At 30.4% G+C, this 15,155-nt stretch carries 13 protein-coding genes and 1 pseudogene; 5 read left to right on the plus strand and 9 right to left on the minus strand.

Annotation, left to right across the window (positions count from 1 at the left end; translation table 11 throughout):
- Positions 1-25: 25 nt before the first annotated feature.
- The 4 genes from ACIJYI_RS02035 to ACIJYI_RS02050 form a co-directional block, all read right to left on the minus strand.
- Complete coding sequence (locus tag ACIJYI_RS02035; RefSeq protein WP_435090904.1) at positions 26-1,252, minus strand: ABC transporter substrate-binding protein; 1,227 nt, start codon at positions 1,250-1,252, stop codon at positions 26-28.
- A gap of 97 nt (positions 1,253-1,349) precedes the next feature.
- Positions 1,350-2,477 (minus strand): cobalamin-independent methionine synthase II family protein, encoded by a 1,128-nt coding sequence (locus ACIJYI_RS02040; RefSeq protein WP_435114455.1) that lies wholly within the window; start codon positions 2,475-2,477, stop codon positions 1,350-1,352.
- Position 2,478: 1 nt separating this feature from the next.
- On the minus strand, positions 2,479-3,447 hold the full coding sequence (locus ACIJYI_RS02045) for an ester cyclase (RefSeq protein WP_435114456.1): 969 nt from the start codon (positions 3,445-3,447) through the stop codon (positions 2,479-2,481).
- Positions 3,447-4,391: a cupin domain-containing protein gene (locus ACIJYI_RS02050; RefSeq protein ID WP_435114457.1), complete on the minus strand. Its 945-nt coding sequence runs from the start codon at positions 4,389-4,391 to the stop codon at positions 3,447-3,449. The genes ACIJYI_RS02045 and ACIJYI_RS02050 overlap by 1 nt, the downstream gene beginning before the upstream one ends.
- Positions 4,392-4,431: 40 nt before the next feature.
- On the opposite strand from ACIJYI_RS02050, the gene ACIJYI_RS02055 reads away from it, so the two are divergent.
- Both ACIJYI_RS02055 and ACIJYI_RS02060 read left to right on the plus strand, forming a co-directional pair.
- Positions 4,432-5,520, plus strand: coding sequence for an ester cyclase (locus ACIJYI_RS02055; protein ID WP_435114458.1), 1,089 nt, complete (start codon positions 4,432-4,434; stop codon positions 5,518-5,520).
- Positions 5,520-6,575 (plus strand): ABC transporter ATP-binding protein, encoded by a 1,056-nt coding sequence (locus ACIJYI_RS02060; RefSeq protein WP_435090912.1) that lies wholly within the window; start codon positions 5,520-5,522, stop codon positions 6,573-6,575. The genes ACIJYI_RS02055 and ACIJYI_RS02060 overlap by 1 nt, the downstream gene beginning before the upstream one ends.
- Here the strand turns inward: ACIJYI_RS02060 and hisD are convergent.
- Together hisD and ACIJYI_RS02070 are read right to left on the minus strand one after the other, a co-directional pair.
- Positions 6,572-7,859 (minus strand): annotated as a pseudogene (gene hisD, locus ACIJYI_RS02065) (histidinol dehydrogenase). The gene ACIJYI_RS02060 and the pseudogene hisD overlap by 4 nt on opposite strands.
- Positions 7,860-8,025: 166 nt before the next feature.
- Positions 8,026-8,937 (minus strand): bifunctional enoyl-CoA hydratase/phosphate acetyltransferase, encoded by a 912-nt coding sequence (locus ACIJYI_RS02070; protein ID WP_435114459.1) that lies wholly within the window; start codon positions 8,935-8,937, stop codon positions 8,026-8,028.
- Positions 8,938-9,010: 73 nt separating this feature from the next.
- Here ACIJYI_RS02070 and ACIJYI_RS02075 point away from each other — a divergent pair, with 73 nt between their 5' ends.
- Together ACIJYI_RS02075 and ACIJYI_RS02080 are read left to right on the plus strand one after the other, a co-directional pair.
- Positions 9,011-10,156: an epoxide hydrolase family protein gene (locus ACIJYI_RS02075; RefSeq protein ID WP_435114460.1), complete on the plus strand. Its 1,146-nt coding sequence runs from the start codon at positions 9,011-9,013 to the stop codon at positions 10,154-10,156.
- A gap of 12 nt (positions 10,157-10,168) precedes the next feature.
- Entirely contained in the window at positions 10,169-11,023 is an 855-nt protein-coding gene (locus tag ACIJYI_RS02080; RefSeq protein WP_435114461.1) for a bile acid:sodium symporter family protein, read from the plus strand.
- On the opposite strand, the gene ACIJYI_RS02085 is transcribed toward ACIJYI_RS02080, so the two are convergent.
- Complete coding sequence (locus ACIJYI_RS02085) at positions 11,007-11,972, minus strand: MarR family transcriptional regulator (protein WP_435114462.1); 966 nt, start codon at positions 11,970-11,972, stop codon at positions 11,007-11,009. The genes ACIJYI_RS02080 and ACIJYI_RS02085 overlap by 17 nt on opposite strands.
- 103 nt (positions 11,973-12,075) lie before the next feature.
- Between ACIJYI_RS02085 and ACIJYI_RS02090 the strand changes: the two genes are divergently transcribed.
- Positions 12,076-12,249, plus strand: a complete 174-nt coding sequence (locus ACIJYI_RS02090; RefSeq protein ID WP_435114463.1) for a hypothetical protein — start codon at positions 12,076-12,078, stop codon at positions 12,247-12,249.
- On the opposite strand, the gene ACIJYI_RS02095 is transcribed toward ACIJYI_RS02090, so the two are convergent.
- Positions 12,238-13,242 (minus strand): Ldh family oxidoreductase, encoded by a 1,005-nt coding sequence (locus tag ACIJYI_RS02095; protein ID WP_435114464.1) that lies wholly within the window; start codon positions 13,240-13,242, stop codon positions 12,238-12,240. The genes ACIJYI_RS02090 and ACIJYI_RS02095 overlap by 12 nt on opposite strands.
- A gap of 2 nt (positions 13,243-13,244) precedes the next feature.
- Entirely contained in the window at positions 13,245-15,155 is a 1,911-nt protein-coding gene (locus tag ACIJYI_RS02100) for an ABC transporter permease subunit (protein WP_435114465.1), read from the minus strand.

Below are 15,155 nucleotides of genomic sequence, written 5' to 3' on the forward strand. Positions count from 1 at the left end.
ATCCCCACTTAAAGATACTTAGATATTATAGGAAACCTTGTTCTTTTGCTTTAGTGTTATAAGCAGCTTCAACATCTTTTAATGCTTGTTCAGCTGTCTCATTTCCTTGCAAAAATTCAACAATTTCATTACCCAAGGCACCGTGCATTAGTCCCATTTGAGGTAACATTGGATAAGGTTTTGCACCCATTTTAACTGCTTCAATTACACCAACAGATTTTGGTCCTGGAACAAATCCTTCAACTAACCAAACAGCTTGGTCTGCAGCTTTTGCTACCATTTCTTTTGAAGAAGCAGCATGAGCCATTGCTCTAAAAGAAGCTTCTGCATCTGCATCTGGTCTATTTTTAGCAAGTGTAAATCCATCCCACCAAAGTGTTGCAGCAGGAATGTTTCCACCACCAACAGTTGCTGGCGCAACTAGTTTAGTAGCAGCTGTGATTTTAGCATCTCCCTCATCATCTAGAAGAGTTCCAGATCTTGAAGCCCATAAAGTCATAATGGCAACATTTCCAGCTTCCCATTCTACTTTAATTGCTTCACTATCATGTGTTAAATAATCAGGATTACTTAAATCAGCTAATTTTTTTAACATATTAAGAGTTGCTACACCTTTAGCATTATTGATGTTTGGTTTTGCTGTTCCAGCTTTAAAGAATTCACCACCATGACCAATATACATGTTTACAAATTCTTCTGCTAAGTTCCAGCCAGCTTTGTAGGCAGCAGCATAAGGATATTTCATTTTTCCAGCTGCTCTAATTTTTTCAGAAGCTGCAACAACATCCTCATAAGTTTTTGGAATTGCAATACCGTTTTCTTTTAAGACATCCGTTCTTACATATAAATGTTGAGTGTTAGCCATAAATGCAACAGCCATAACTTTTCCATCAATTGTAATTAATTGTGAGTCTTGAATGCCTTTTCCATATTTTTTAACTAGATCATTCATAGGTCTAATTAAATCACCATTCATTAATGGAACAATTGAACTGTTTGCTGCTACTCTAACAGAAAATTCTGAAGGATTAGCAGTTAGCGCTGGTACAGCAATTTTATTGTGTTCTGCTGAATGAGTCACTTTAAAATCTGCGCTACCTTTGCATTCTTTAGCTGTATCAACAAGTGTTCTTAATGCTGGAAAATCATTCGCTAAGATGTTGATTGATCCAGATTTAATATTACAGTCTGCATTAGCATAAGTGCCAAATAGCAAAAATGATAATACGATTAATATTTTTTTCATATTCATTACCTTTCTATAATTTTAATCTTTAAACCCTACAAAATACTTAAAAGTATTTATAAAGCCATTCTGTCGTTTTTTTTGATAATTTTAAAGCAAAAAATTAAATAGCTTTAGAAGCAAGCTCTGTACCAACTATTAAAGACTCAAGTTTTTTATAAACTATGTTTTCATCAACATTTCCAAAACCTGCAAAAGTACTAAAACCACAATCTGTTCCTGCCATTAATTGATCTTTGTTAACTACTTTTGAAAACTGAATAAGTCTATTTTTTACAACCTCTGGGTGTTCTATAAAGTTAGTAGTAGAGTCGATCACACCTGGGGCTATAATTTTATCTTGAGGTAATTTAATACCTTCAAACGCCTGCCATTCATGAGAATGTCTTGGGTTTGATGACTCTAGCAAATATGTTCCAACATTTGCTTTTAAAATTAAAGGTAAGATTTTATCTAAAGAAATATCATATGAATGAGGTCCTTCATAATTACCCCAGCAGATATGCATTCTAATTTTAGATTGTGGAATATTTTCTAAAGACTGATTAAGAAATTCAATTTGTTTTTCTGCTCTTTTTAAAAATTCATCTTCTGACAAATCTTTAAATGTCATGTGTCTTGCTAAAGCAAGATCAGGACAATCTAATTGCAAATATAAATCGTTAGAAACAATTTCTTCATATTCTTGCTTCATGAGTTTTGACAAAGAATTTAGATATTCATCATCATTTTTATAAAATTTATTTGGTAAAAATGCTGAAATTACACCTGGAGAGGCAGCATTCATAAATGCATGACTATGATTATTTTCTTTGAGAGCATCTTTAAAATTATTGATATCTTTAGTTAAAGATAAAGTGTCTTTTATTTTTAGTTCATGTGTGCAGCAAGGTCTTGTATAGGTTGGTGTTCCACCTGTTCTTGCAATTCGTTCTTTAAATGTTGGAAAATCATCAAGATCTCTTGGAGCTTTTCTTTCACTTTCTCCTGAAAATCCATCTATTCTATCTTTAACATAAGTCGCATAACTGATTTTTGACATCTCTCCATCACTTATAAAATCAATACCTAGATCAATTTGTTTTTTTACAATTTTTTTTACATCTTTTTTTACTACAGCATCAAAATTTTCTAAATCGATTTTTTCTTGCTTGTCCTTTTTAAATAAAAGATCAGAAAGCTCATCTGATCTTGGTAAGCTTCCAACATGAGTTGTTTTTATTTTAGTCATTTTAATTACTATTTATTAGAATTTGTTTCCATATTGCAACCTCATCAAACAAAACCCATTCTCTTATAACCCCATCTTCATTTAATTCTACATGATTTATTCCCATAATAAATAATTTAGAATTTGTTTTTTTACCATAGTCTCCACTGTCTGCTGAGTGTATACCTTCTAAAAACCATCTAATTGATGCCCTTGGGTTTTTGTTAGACTCATCTAAATATCCAACATGTTCAATGGTAAATTTGATATCAGTAAAAATATCTTTTAAAGAGTTCCAAAATTTTGAAATATCTTCTCTTCCATGACCCAATTTGTTTCCTGGCCAATAAATACTTGAAGCTCTATTATAATCATTAAAATCATAACCTTCTTCAAAAACTTTACTTAATATTTCTGAATATTTTTGACCCGCAGAGTCTTTTTTTATTTTCTCTGGTTGATAGTCTGATGGTTTTATTTCACTTTTATCAAAAAGTTTTTTAGCTTTTTCAAATCCACCCTCTTTTTCAATCATTATTTGTGCAAATTCTTTTGGTGTATAACCAATTTGTCTTACCATTGCTCCTTGATCTCTCACAATCCATTCATCGTACACCTGATTACCTTTACAAGCACAATCTGCTATTACTCTATAATAAATATCTTTACCAGTTGGTTTGCCGTAAAATCCATCTCCTAAATGTGTTCCTTTGCTTAAAATTCTATGTGATGAATGATAGCCATTAATATCATTACCATTCCAGATAACGTCTTCACCAAGCAATTGTCTATTTGGAAATTCTTTTAGGGTATTATAGGTCGCCTCTATAACAGGCTTGTTACCATAGGTAATTCCAAAAGGAGACCTAACTGGAATATCATCTGTATAAAATTCACCAATTGAATCCACATCTTTTCCTTCCCAAATCTGTTTAGTAATTTTTAAAATAAAGTCTGGAAAATCTTTATATTTTTTATCAAAGCCCTTCATTAAGCTTTACTAACACAATTTAAAAAACATTCTTCATTATTATCAATAGAAATACTAACTTTAGTATTTAACGGAAGGGAAAAAGTATCTTTTGAATTAATATCAAATTCATCTTTTTCAATTTTAACTTTCCAAGTTCCTTTTTGTGAAAATAAAATTGTTGGTTTGTCAAAGGTCAAATCCTCAATTAGCCCTTTTTTAGCTTTTAGAATACTGTAATTAAAACCAGTGGTATGATTAATTAAAGGATCATAGGATTTTTTACAAAAATTATTACCTATAATTTGAATTAATTTAATTTCATTATTTAGAATAGTTTCATGATTAATATGATCTTTAAACTTACAAACAAACTTACTAATTTCATCTATTTCATAGTTATCAAATTCTTTAAGCTTTTCATTTGTGATAGGCTCTAATAGTTTTCTGTTTTGAGGTATTTCACTTTCATTTAAATCAATCAAAGAATTGTCATCTAACAAAGCTAATCCAGTTTCTTTTGCTCTAGTCAAAACATTAGGAACCCAAGTGATTATTCCAGGATCATCATTTCCCAATATTACAAAAATTAAACCTTCTTCATTACCAGCGTTTTCAAAACCTCTAAACATATTAGTTGGCATTGAAACAACATCCCCTTTACTCAAAATTATTTCATTTTTACCATCTGCACCCCAATAGAATCTCCATTTACCTGAATAGATTAAAAATACTTCAGCAGTTGTGTGACTGTGTAACCCTGAACCATTTTTAGGGTTAGCGCTAACTGCACCAAGATTGTAACCATGAGGTATAGAAATTTTAATAGACTGATTACTATCTTCTGCGACACCCGGACCTACAATTGAATAATTTTTTCTTTCTTTATGACCTTCCATTCTTCCTTCAACAAAAGGTAAGGTGCTAGGTGTGAGCTCATTAAATCTTGCAATTCTTTCAGTCATAATATTTATTGTCTTTTTATTAAATATAACTGTTTTATATATGAAAATTGAAAATTTTGACACAGGACTTAAAGGGCAAGAAGACGTAGAAAATATTATTATTACCCCTGAAGAAAATTATAAAAACAAACAAAAAGTAAAAAATTATTTAACAGATATAGTTCATTCAGGAAAATCTAAGCTAGATGATAATTTAAACAAATATTTTGCCAAAGACATTAAAGTTAATTGTTTCCATCCTATTAATGAATTTGTTGGTATTGATCAATTTAAAGAAAATTATTGGTTACCATTATTCGATTCTTTTCCTGACCTAGAAAGAAGATCTCAACTAATAATTGGAGGAGCTTTTAGAGATAAAATACAAGTCGCTTCTATCTCTACGCTTTCTGGAATTTTTAAAAAAAGTTGGTTGGGAATAAAACCAAATAATAAGATGGTTAATTTAAGATGTTGTGAAATACACGAGCTTAAAAATGACAAAATAGTTGAAAGCCATATCTTAATAGATGTTATCGACTTAATATTTCAAACAGGTATTTTCCCAATTAGCAAGTCTAGAGGCGCTGAGGGCAATTGGTTAAATCCAATAAATACTGATGGTGTAAATTTCTTTGAAAAAGATCTTAACATTTCTAAATCAAATTTAGATCAAGCTTTGATCATGCAAAGAAGTTTAAATATTAAACCTGAGTTAGACAGTAATTCAGATCAAGATTTAAAATCAAAACTAATCGATCATCCTCAAGCAGAGTTTTGGCATGATAAAATGATTTGGTATGGACCAAGTGGAATAGGGACCGCAAGATCTTTAGAAGGTTTTGTTGACAATCATCAACTTCCATTTAGAAAAACTTTTAAAGAAAGGAATTATTGGAAATTAGGTCATTATTCTGAGCTAGGAGACGGAAAGTTTTCTTTAACTGCAGGATGGCACAGTATTCAAGCAACTTATGGTTCAAATGATTGGTTAGGATATCCTCCTAACAATAAAAATGTTACAATGAGAGTAATGGATTTTTATCATCATGATGAAGGAAAAATAAGAGAGAACTGGGTTCCAATTGACATAGCCCATATTTTAAACCAAATTGGTGTTGATATTTTTGAACTAATAAAAAAATTATAATGTCTAATATAAAATTTACTAACATTCACAAATCATTTGGAACTAACAAGATTATAAATAATTTTAATCTTGAAGGTAAAGAAGATGAATTTTTAGTTTTAGTTGGACCTTCAGGTTGTGGAAAATCTACTTTATTAAGAATGATTGCAGGGTTGGAACAAATTGATGAAGGGGAGATATTTATTAACGATCAGTTAGTTAATGAATTACATCCATCAAAAAGAGAAACTGCAATGGTTTTTCAATCTTATGCTTTGTATCCACATATGAATGTTTATGAAAACATGTCTTTTGGTCTAAAAATTGAAAAAAGATCTAAAGAGGAAATTGAGCAAAAAGTTATGCATGCTGCCAAAATTTTAAAAATTGAAGAATTATTAGAGAGAAAACCTAAACAACTTTCTGGTGGTCAAAGACAAAGAGTTGCTATTGGAAGAGCTATTACAAGAAATCCAAAAATATTCTTATTTGATGAGCCGCTATCAAATCTTGATGCAGCTTTAAGAGCTGAAATGAGAGTTGAAATTTCAAAACTTCACAACCAAATAAAAACAAATATGATTTATGTAACACACGATCAGGTTGAAGCTATGACTTTAGCTGACAGAATAGTTATTTTAAATCATGGAAATATTGAACAAGTTGGTACACCAGATGAAATATATACAAATCCTTCAAATGTTTTTGTGGCTCAATTTATTGGTACCCCTAAAATGAATATTTTAAAAATTAATGGTGATAATGTCATCTCAAATAATGAAATTAAGTTTCTAGGAAATTCAGTTAAAATTAAAGGAATAAATTTTTCTAAGAAAGATTACTATTTAGGTTTAAGACCTGAGCACTTGAGTGTTTCAGAAAATAGTGAATACAAGTTTAATCCAAAAGTAGATTTAATTGAAAATCTAGGTAATGAAAAAATTGCCTATCTCAAAATGGATCAATACGAAATTAGTGCCAAAATACCAAGTCATCACAACATAGAAAATACAATGGGCTTCAACTCAAAAGATATTTTCGTTTTTGATGAAAACGGTAAAAGAGTTAAATCCTAGTTAGAATAACCGTATTTTTTAAGTCTCACATCACCAGTTCTTGCGTGCGCTTCCATTCCTTCGTATCTAGAAAGTCTAGCAGCAGCTGCACCAACTAATTCAGTAGAATTCTTTGGTCATTCTTTGAAAACTTAAAGTTTTAATAAATTTTCCAACAAACAAACCACCCGTGTATCTTCCGGCACCTTTAGTAGGTAAAATATGATTTGTCCCTGAACATTTATCACCATAAGCAACAGTTGTTTCTTCACCTATGAATAAAGATCCATAATTTTTTAATCTTTTGTGAAACCATTCTAAATTTTTTGTCTGTACTTCTAAGTGCTCAGGAGCATATTCATCACTAATAGAAGCCATTTCTTCGTCTGTATCACAAAGAACTACTTCACCATAATCTCTCCAAGCTGCATCAGCATTTGTTCTTGGAAGTTCTGGTAATTCAGCAATCAACTCAGGAACTCTTTTCATCACTTTTTCAGCTAATTCTTTACTTGTTGTGTATAACCAAGCAGGAGAGTTATAGCCATGTTCAGCTTGACCAACTAAATCTACTGCAACAATTTCAGGATCTGCAGTTTCATCTGCAATGACAGCTATCTCTGTAGGACCTGCAAATAAATCAATTCCAACTTTTCCAAATAGTATTCTTTTAGCTTCAGCTACAAACTGGTTACCTGGACCAACTATTATATCTGCTGGTGCATTATTAAATAATCCATTTGTCATAGCTGCTATTGCTTGAACACCACCTAAATTCATAATTACATCTGCACCACAAAGGTCAGCCGTATAAACTATAGTTGGGTGAACTCCTACACCAGGTTTTGGAGAACTACACACTAGAATATTTTTTACACCCGCAACTTTTGCAGTTGTTACACTCATAACTGCAGAAGCAATATGAGCATATCTTCCAGCAGGAACATAACATCCAGCTGTATTAACAGGAATTAATCTTTGACCTGCAAATAATCCTTCAGAAAGCTCAACTTCAAAATCTTGTCCATAGTTTTTTAATTGTGCTTCAGCAAATTTTCTTACTCTCTCATGAGCAAATTGAACATCATCTTTAGTTTTTTGATCTAATGTTTTTTTAATTTCTTCAATTCTTTCCTTAGAAATAACCACATCACCTTCAAATTTATCAAATTTTTTTGAAAGTTCTTTACAACCCTCTTCTTTAGATTGTTCTATGTCTTTAAGAATTCCTTCAACTATACCTCTAGTTTTTGTATCGTCTGTTGAAGATGTTTTTGGTGATTTTTTTAAATATTGTATTGCCATTGATTATTTCCTTTGTTTTAAGATTGTCTTAATAAAGTATAAATTGATTTATTTCAACGATTTAAAAATAAAACCTGTAAGCCATATTTACACTAGTAACACAAAGAATGATCACTAAAAGATATAAACTTATATAATCGATTGGTTTCATAAATTTAATTTAGAATTAATCTAAAGCAACTACTGCCGCTGCAATAGAAGCTAGTCTTGCTTGAGCTTCATCAGATCTGCTTGTAATTACAACTGGAACTTTACCACCAACTACAACTCCAGCAGCACAAGCTCCCATAAAATAAATCATCATTTTAACTAAACCATTTCCAGTTTCTACACTTGGAACTAATAAAACATCAGCTTCTCCAGCTACTACATTTTTAATTCCTTTTATAGCAGCAGATTTTTTTGAAATACTATTATCGAATGCTAACGGTCCAAAAACATCAGCTTCTAAATTTTCTTCTTTTGCAAGTTTTGTTAATTCGGCAGCATCTAAAGAGCTTGGAACACTATCTAAAACTTCTTCTGTAGCTGATAAAACAGCAACTTTTGGTCTAGATATTCCTATTCTATTAGAAAAATTAATTACATTTTTAAGAATATGCATCTTTGTTTTTACATTAGGCAAAACATTTAAAGCACCATCAGTAATGATTAAAGGTTTGCCATCTTTTTCAACAGACATATGCCAGATATGACTTAATCGGGTTTTTCCTAACAAATTATATTCACGTTTTAAAACTTCTTTCATTAAGACATCTGTATGAATATGACCTTTAACAATTATTTTTATTTTATCTTCGCTAGCAAGTTTTGCTGCAATTTTTGCTGTATCGTTTTCAACAGGTTCATCAATTATTTCGTATTCTGAAATATCCCATTTTAAATCCTCTGCACATTTTAGAATTTCTTTTTTGTCACCAATAAAAATAGGTTCAATTAAATTTTCATTTACTGCATCTTGAACTGATAGCATGGGTAATGGTTTACCCGCATTAACAACAGCAACTTTTATACCTTTTTTTTTATGAGCCTCATCTAAAAGGTTATTGGGGCAGACTATTTCTTTATTTGAAAGCATAAACAATAATTATAAATAATAATTAAAATGTATATAGTTGTTTTTATAATTATTGATAACAAAATAAGACAAAATGATTAAAGATTTTAAAATTAATGTATCAGATGAACAGATTTCTAACGTTAATTCAAAAATAAAGAATTACCCGTGGTCTTCAATTCAAGACATGGATGATTGGGTACACGGAACTAATAAGAACTATTTAAAAGAATTGTGCGAATATTGGGTCTCTAATTTTGATTGGAAAAAACATGAAAAATTAATCAATAGTTTTTCAAATTTTAAAACTAATGTTGATGGGATAGATATTCATTTTATAGAAGAAAAGGGCAGTGGAGCAAATCCTAAGCCTTTATTGTTGATGCATGGATGGCCAGGATCAATTGTTGAATTTTTAGAAGTTATAAAACCACTAGCTCACCCAGAACAATTTGGTGGTGATGCAGAAGATGCGTTTACTGTTATTGCACCATCCTTACCTGGTTTTGGTTTTTCAGGTGCACCAAAGAAACCTATTGGTCCAAGAAAAATTGCTGAAATTTTAGATAAATTAATGACTAAAAATTTAAACTATAAACAGTATGTGGCGCAAGGAGGTGATTGGGGCGCGACTATCGCTAACTGGCTAGGATATGATCACTATGATCATTGTAAGGCTATTCACATTAATTGTTTAACTATGAGACATCCCGATGGTCCACAAACAGAAGAAGAAAAGGCTTGGCAAAATAAGTTTGATAATGATCAAATTATTCAAGATGGATATAGAACTCAACAAGCAACAAAACCTCAAACATTAAGTTATGCAATGATCGATAGCCCAGTAGGAATTGCTGCTTGGATAATTGAAAAAATGCATGGTTGGTCAGATTTAAAAGATAACAATATAGAAAGCGTTTATTCAAAAGATGTTCTTTTAGCAAACATCATGGTTTATGTTTTAACTAATACTTTTAATACAGCGTCTTGGATATACTTTGGTAGACGTGAAGAGGGTGGCCGCTACTTTCCAAAAGATTTTAAAAAGATTTCAATCCCAACTAGTATTGCTATGTTTCCAAAAGAAATGTCTGAATGGCCTCCACAATCTTACATTGAAAGAATATTTAATGTTAAACAAATTAACAAAATGAAAGAAGGTGGTCATTTTCCTGCGTTGGAAAAGCCAAACCTGTTAACGAAAGATATAAATTTGTTCTTTAAGAAAATATCGTTATAAATAACTGTAGGTATGGAGATAGTTACAAAAATAGCACCAATTTGTTTAGCATTAATAATGTTAGGATTAGGCCTTTGTCTTAAAGGTGAAGATTTTATAAGAATATTAAAAACTCCAAAAGATTTTTTTATTGGTTTTTTTTCTCAATTAGTAATTTTACCAATAGTTGCCCTATGTGTAGCTTTAATATTAAATCTTTCAGCTCCATTAGCTGTTGGTTTAATGATTATTGCTGCAGCACCAGGAGGAGTTACTTCAAATGTATTAACTAAATTTGCAGATGGAGATGTAGCATTATCAATCTCTTTGACTGCAGTTGTAAGTTTAATTAGCATCATATCAGTTCCATTTGTTGTCATTAACTCAGCTGAATTTTTAGGAGCTGTAGTTCCAAAAGATGTTTCATTAATAGGTATTGCATTGAAGATGGCATTAGTTGTAACTGTCCCAGTTTTTATTGGAATGATTATTAGAAGATTTGCTGAAAATTTTATTTCATCTAAAATTAATATTATTAATAAATTAACTAGCTTGTTATTTGTAATTGTCTTCGTTGCAATTTGGATTGAAGAAAAAGATAATATTTTAAATTATCTTGCTCAAGCAGGTTTAGCTGTTTTAATTTTAAACGTTACGATGATGTTGATAGCATATTTTATAGCTAAAAAATTTGTATCAGGAATAGCTCAACAAAAATGTATTGCATTAGAATGTGGTTTACAAAATGGAACTTTGGCAGTGTTTGTTGCAACATTAATGTTTGATGATTTAGCTTATATGGTACCCACAGCAGCTTATGCACTTACGATGTATATAACTGGTTTTATCTTTATTTATATTTTAAGAAAATCTAATCAGAATTTATAACCTTAATTTGGTTAAAAATTCTATGCAACATATTACTTAAACTTTTCATATTTTGATTTTGCATCTTAATTTGTTTTTTTAACCTTGAACCTTTTATGTTCAGTGTAATAAGTTTTTTTTCATTAATATGTAAAAAATCAGTTTCAATTAATCTTTTTACCTTTCTAACAACTGTAGGTCTAGGAATACCTGTAATATCTGATAAAGACATGGTATTAACTCCCACATCATCGGCTCCCTGAGCTAACTTTGTCCAATGATTCATATTTAAATCTTTTGCTTTAAAAGTTTTATTGCCTACTGTATTTAAAAGAACTACTGACCCAATAGCCAAAGTTTCTAAATCAGCAATAACAATCCTCCAACGATTGGTAAAAATAAATAGTAATTTATAAAATTGATACCAACAAAAAGAAAAATTATTTTTAAGTGACACTATAATTTCATCTGCAGTGAAAACTCTATTGTTTATTTTTTCGTCTTTTAATATTTCACTAAACTTACTAAGCAAGGTAGTTAATTCTTTTAAAGTTTGTTCTGGTTTTGCAGTAATATATGCAGATCTATCTACAAAAATCTTTTTTCCATTTTTTCTAATTACCTTTGCTTCCTCTAATTCTTGAAGCTTACGTCTTACACTTTCTTTAGGTATCTTAAGATCAGTTGAAATATCAGTGATATTGATTTTGGGAATTTCTATTGATTTATCATTATAAAATGTATCGTAATCTACAATTAATCCATTTTTTCTATAGAATATTAAGTCTTTATTTATTAAGTAAACTAAAATTATGTATTTATCGATATCCTGAAAAACAGTGTATGAACGAATAAGCCAACTAGATAATAATTCAAACCAATAGGGTGCGATTTTACTAAAGTTCTTACTGATAATTTTAAAGATTATATCTTCATTAATTTCATTGGATATACTTGGTATTTTTTTCATACTTTTTAAAAAACCCAATTTGAACAATTAAAAACAATGAGTCAACCCATTTTGGACAACAGTCATATATCTAATCTAAGTATTACATGATCTATTGCTATTAATGAGTACAGAGAGCTTAAATAGAACATCAGTTGTTATAGAGACCCCTCGAGTTAACGTCGATGTTCTAAAGCAAAGACTTTTAGTTCAAAAGAAAAAAGATAAAATTAAGAGAACTGTGATTTTTTCAACTGTTTGTTTATCTTTAGGTGCTCTAACGATTCTAACTTATTAAAGCTTCCAAATCTTTTTTAATTATATCCGGTATTGAGATTTCTTTTTTAAGATTTTGTTTGTATCGAATAAACTTATTTTGTCCTGGATACATTATTTCTTTTACACCTTTTATTTTAGGAAGTTTTTTAATCGTTTTAATATTATCTTTAATTCTTTGATTGTAATTTTTTTGAAATAAATTTGTTTTAAAAGTTATAAACAAATGACCAATATTTTGTGGTCCAGAAAAGTCATCAAAAGGATCTTTAACTCTACCCGCATGATTTCCACCTGTTAGCACACCACTTAAAATATCAACCATCCAAGCAAGTCCAGATCCTCTAAATCCTGCGATTGGAAGCTGTACACCTTCAAGAGCTTTTTTTGCATCGATGGTTGGTTTACCAAATTTATCTAAAGCAACACCTTCAGGAATTTTTTGATTATTTCTTGCAGCTACTCTAATCTTACCTCTGTTAATCATTGAAATCGATGTATCTAAAATAAAAGGAATTTTAGAACCAGTAGGGGTACCAAAACAAACTGGGTTTGTGCCAAATAAAGTTTTTAATGCACCATGAGGTGCAACAGCTGGAGGAGCATTTGTATATATCATTGCTATTAAATTTTTCTTTACAGCCTGTTCTGCATAGTAACCTGACAAACCATAGTGACCACTATTTTTTACAGCAACCATTCCGATACCTGTTTTTTGTGCATGCTTAATTGCAGTTTTAATTCCAAGATCAGCTGCAACAAAACCAATACTATTGTTTGCGTCTATGTGAGAAATTGATTGAGAAATCTTTTTAATTTTAATTTTTGGTTTAGGGTTAATTACTTTTTTTGAAATACGATCACAGTACATCTTTAATCTCGATAAACCGTGTCCATACGCTCCAACTAATTCTGCATTAATTAATGCATTAGCTGAAATTAAAGCATGATCTTTACTTAGACCATATTTTAGAAAAATTTTTATGATTTCTTTTTTAAGTAGTGAGGTTTTCACAATTAGCCTTTACCACGCCATGGAATATATTTGTCTATAAGTTTTCGTAAAGTTACATCAAATAATAAACCCAGCATTCCCATAACAAAAATAGTGATCCAAATAACTTCGTATTGGAAGTATTTTTTAGCAACGTTTTCAACAAAACCAATACCAGTAGTTCCTGCTAAAAACTCAGCAGCAACCAGTGTTCCCCAACACATACCGATTGCAACTCTTACACCAGTTAATATTTCTGGTAATGAATTTGGAAATATTACGTATCTTAATATTTGCCATCTCGAAGCTCCTAATGAGTGTGATGCATGAATTTTTGACAATTGTGTTCCTGATGCACCAGCTCTAGCTGATATAATCATAATAGAAAATGATACCATGAAAAGTAAAAATACTTTTCCAACGTTATCAATTCCTAAAACAGAAATAATAAGTGGAGCCCATGCAAGTGGTGGAACTGGTCTGTATAATTCAATTAATGGATCAAAAAATCCTTTTGCAAATCTATTAAGACCCATAAACAATCCAAGAGGAACTCCTAAGATAATTCCAATTACCAAACCTAATAATACTCTTAAAAAGGAGTCCCATATGTGTCCCATTGGAACAGGAATTTTAAATAATTTAAACTCACCAGTAACTACACTTAAAACTTTACTTTTAAAGTTTGGTTCAACTACACCACTTTCATTATGAACAGGGTATTTACCTGGAACAAAATCCGCAATCCAATCAGGTAGAATAAAACCAACTATTTTACTAACATCCATCATTTCAAACCAAAGCAATGGAATATTTTTAAAACCAACACTAGGTTTTGATAAAAGAATAAATTTATCTAGAGTATCAGAAGGTTTGGGTAGCCATCTTCCTGAACCTTGTTCAGAACAATTTGGACCACTTGATACAATTGTACCAGCTGGAAATAAAAGCATATCCACATACTTTAAAGAGCCTTGTTCGTTTTTTTGAACTTCATCAAAAGATATGATTGCCCCTTGTAAATCATTTAAAGTTTTAGGGGGGAATATACTTGCATATTCAATTCTTCTTGCAATTTTAAGAATATCTTTTGCTAATGTTGAGGCAACTTCTTCACTATCGTTAGCTTCTTTTCTAAAAGTTTTAACATTATCTTTAATTTCTTTCATAACTGATTTGTATTGAAAGTTATGATTTCTTAATTTAAAGAATTCATCGCTAATTACTTTAAGTTCTTGTGCTGCTGCATCAAATTTTAGACCTTTGTCTGTTTTAGGAATAGTAGGTACTTCAACTTTATTTTCTACCGCTGTCCCAGAAGCTCCCCAGCCACCTTCAGCTTTAGCTTCTATTAATCTTTTATTTTTTTGTTCTGAAGTCTCATAAGGATAATTTTTTTTTTGAAAATCAGAAGATAGTTGGTCAATTTTACCTACAAGTTCAAAAATTTTAACTTTTGTTTGATTTTCTAATAAAGCTTCATTAGTTAATAATGGAATAGTTGATTTAGTTTTATCAATTAATCCAAGTAAAGTTGTTCTATGTTGCTCACTAATTTCATTAGAGTTCTTAATTTCATTTTTAAGCTTAGTTATATTTTTATTTTCAGCTTTAATAATAGACGTACTTTTGAACTCTCTTTCTTCAATAGGGAACAAGTATTTTAAAGATAATAAAGAGTCATTTACTTTACCAACCTGGCATAGTTCATTTGCTGATTGAGGGTAAAAAGATTTTGCTATATCCCATGAATAATAAAGCCAAGTTAATAGAATGACACTACTTCCAACAATAATCCAATGAGTTCCACCTTTTGCTCGCTCTGGGTTTCCAAAAACAGCATCTACTTTTTCAGTTCTTATAAGTTTTCTGCCATACATAATGCAGCCAATGATAGCTACAATAATTAAAAAAGTTATAATTTGAGTAAACAT

Source organism: Candidatus Pelagibacter bacterium nBUS_36 (assembly GCF_051201215.1).
In the GTDB taxonomy this organism is placed as follows: Bacteria; Pseudomonadota; Alphaproteobacteria; order Pelagibacterales; family Pelagibacteraceae; genus Pelagibacter.

What these genes read in the sequence shown, in the direction of transcription:
- ACIJYI_RS02045 (WP_435114456.1), bottom strand. Translation starts at nt 3,447, where the DNA reads ATGAAGGGCTTTGATAAAAAATATAAAGATTTTCCAGACTTTATTTTA.
- ACIJYI_RS02035 (WP_435090904.1), bottom strand. Translation starts at nt 1,252, where the DNA reads ATGAATATGAAAAAAATATTAATCGTATTATCATTTTTGCTATTTGGC.
- ACIJYI_RS02100 (WP_435114465.1), bottom strand. Translation starts at nt 15,155, where the DNA reads ATGTTTACTCAAATTATAACTTTTTTAATTATTGTAGCTATCATTGGC.
- ACIJYI_RS02080 (WP_435114461.1), top strand. Translation starts at nt 10,169, where the DNA reads ATGGAGATAGTTACAAAAATAGCACCAATTTGTTTAGCATTAATAATG.
- ACIJYI_RS02040 (WP_435114455.1), bottom strand. Translation starts at nt 2,477, where the DNA reads ATGACTAAAATAAAAACAACTCATGTTGGAAGCTTACCAAGATCAGAT.
- ACIJYI_RS02055 (WP_435114458.1), top strand. Translation starts at nt 4,432, where the DNA reads ATGAAAATTGAAAATTTTGACACAGGACTTAAAGGGCAAGAAGACGTA.
- ACIJYI_RS02050 (WP_435114457.1), bottom strand. Translation starts at nt 4,391, where the DNA reads ATGACTGAAAGAATTGCAAGATTTAATGAGCTCACACCTAGCACCTTA.
- ACIJYI_RS02075 (WP_435114460.1), top strand. Translation starts at nt 9,011, where the DNA reads ATGATTAAAGATTTTAAAATTAATGTATCAGATGAACAGATTTCTAAC.
- ACIJYI_RS02060 (WP_435090912.1), top strand. Translation starts at nt 5,520, where the DNA reads ATGTCTAATATAAAATTTACTAACATTCACAAATCATTTGGAACTAAC.
- ACIJYI_RS02085 (WP_435114462.1), bottom strand. Translation starts at nt 11,972, where the DNA reads ATGAAAAAAATACCAAGTATATCCAATGAAATTAATGAAGATATAATC.
- ACIJYI_RS02090 (WP_435114463.1), top strand. Translation starts at nt 12,076, where the DNA reads ATGAGTACAGAGAGCTTAAATAGAACATCAGTTGTTATAGAGACCCCT.
- ACIJYI_RS02070 (WP_435114459.1), bottom strand. Translation starts at nt 8,937, where the DNA reads ATGCTTTCAAATAAAGAAATAGTCTGCCCCAATAACCTTTTAGATGAG.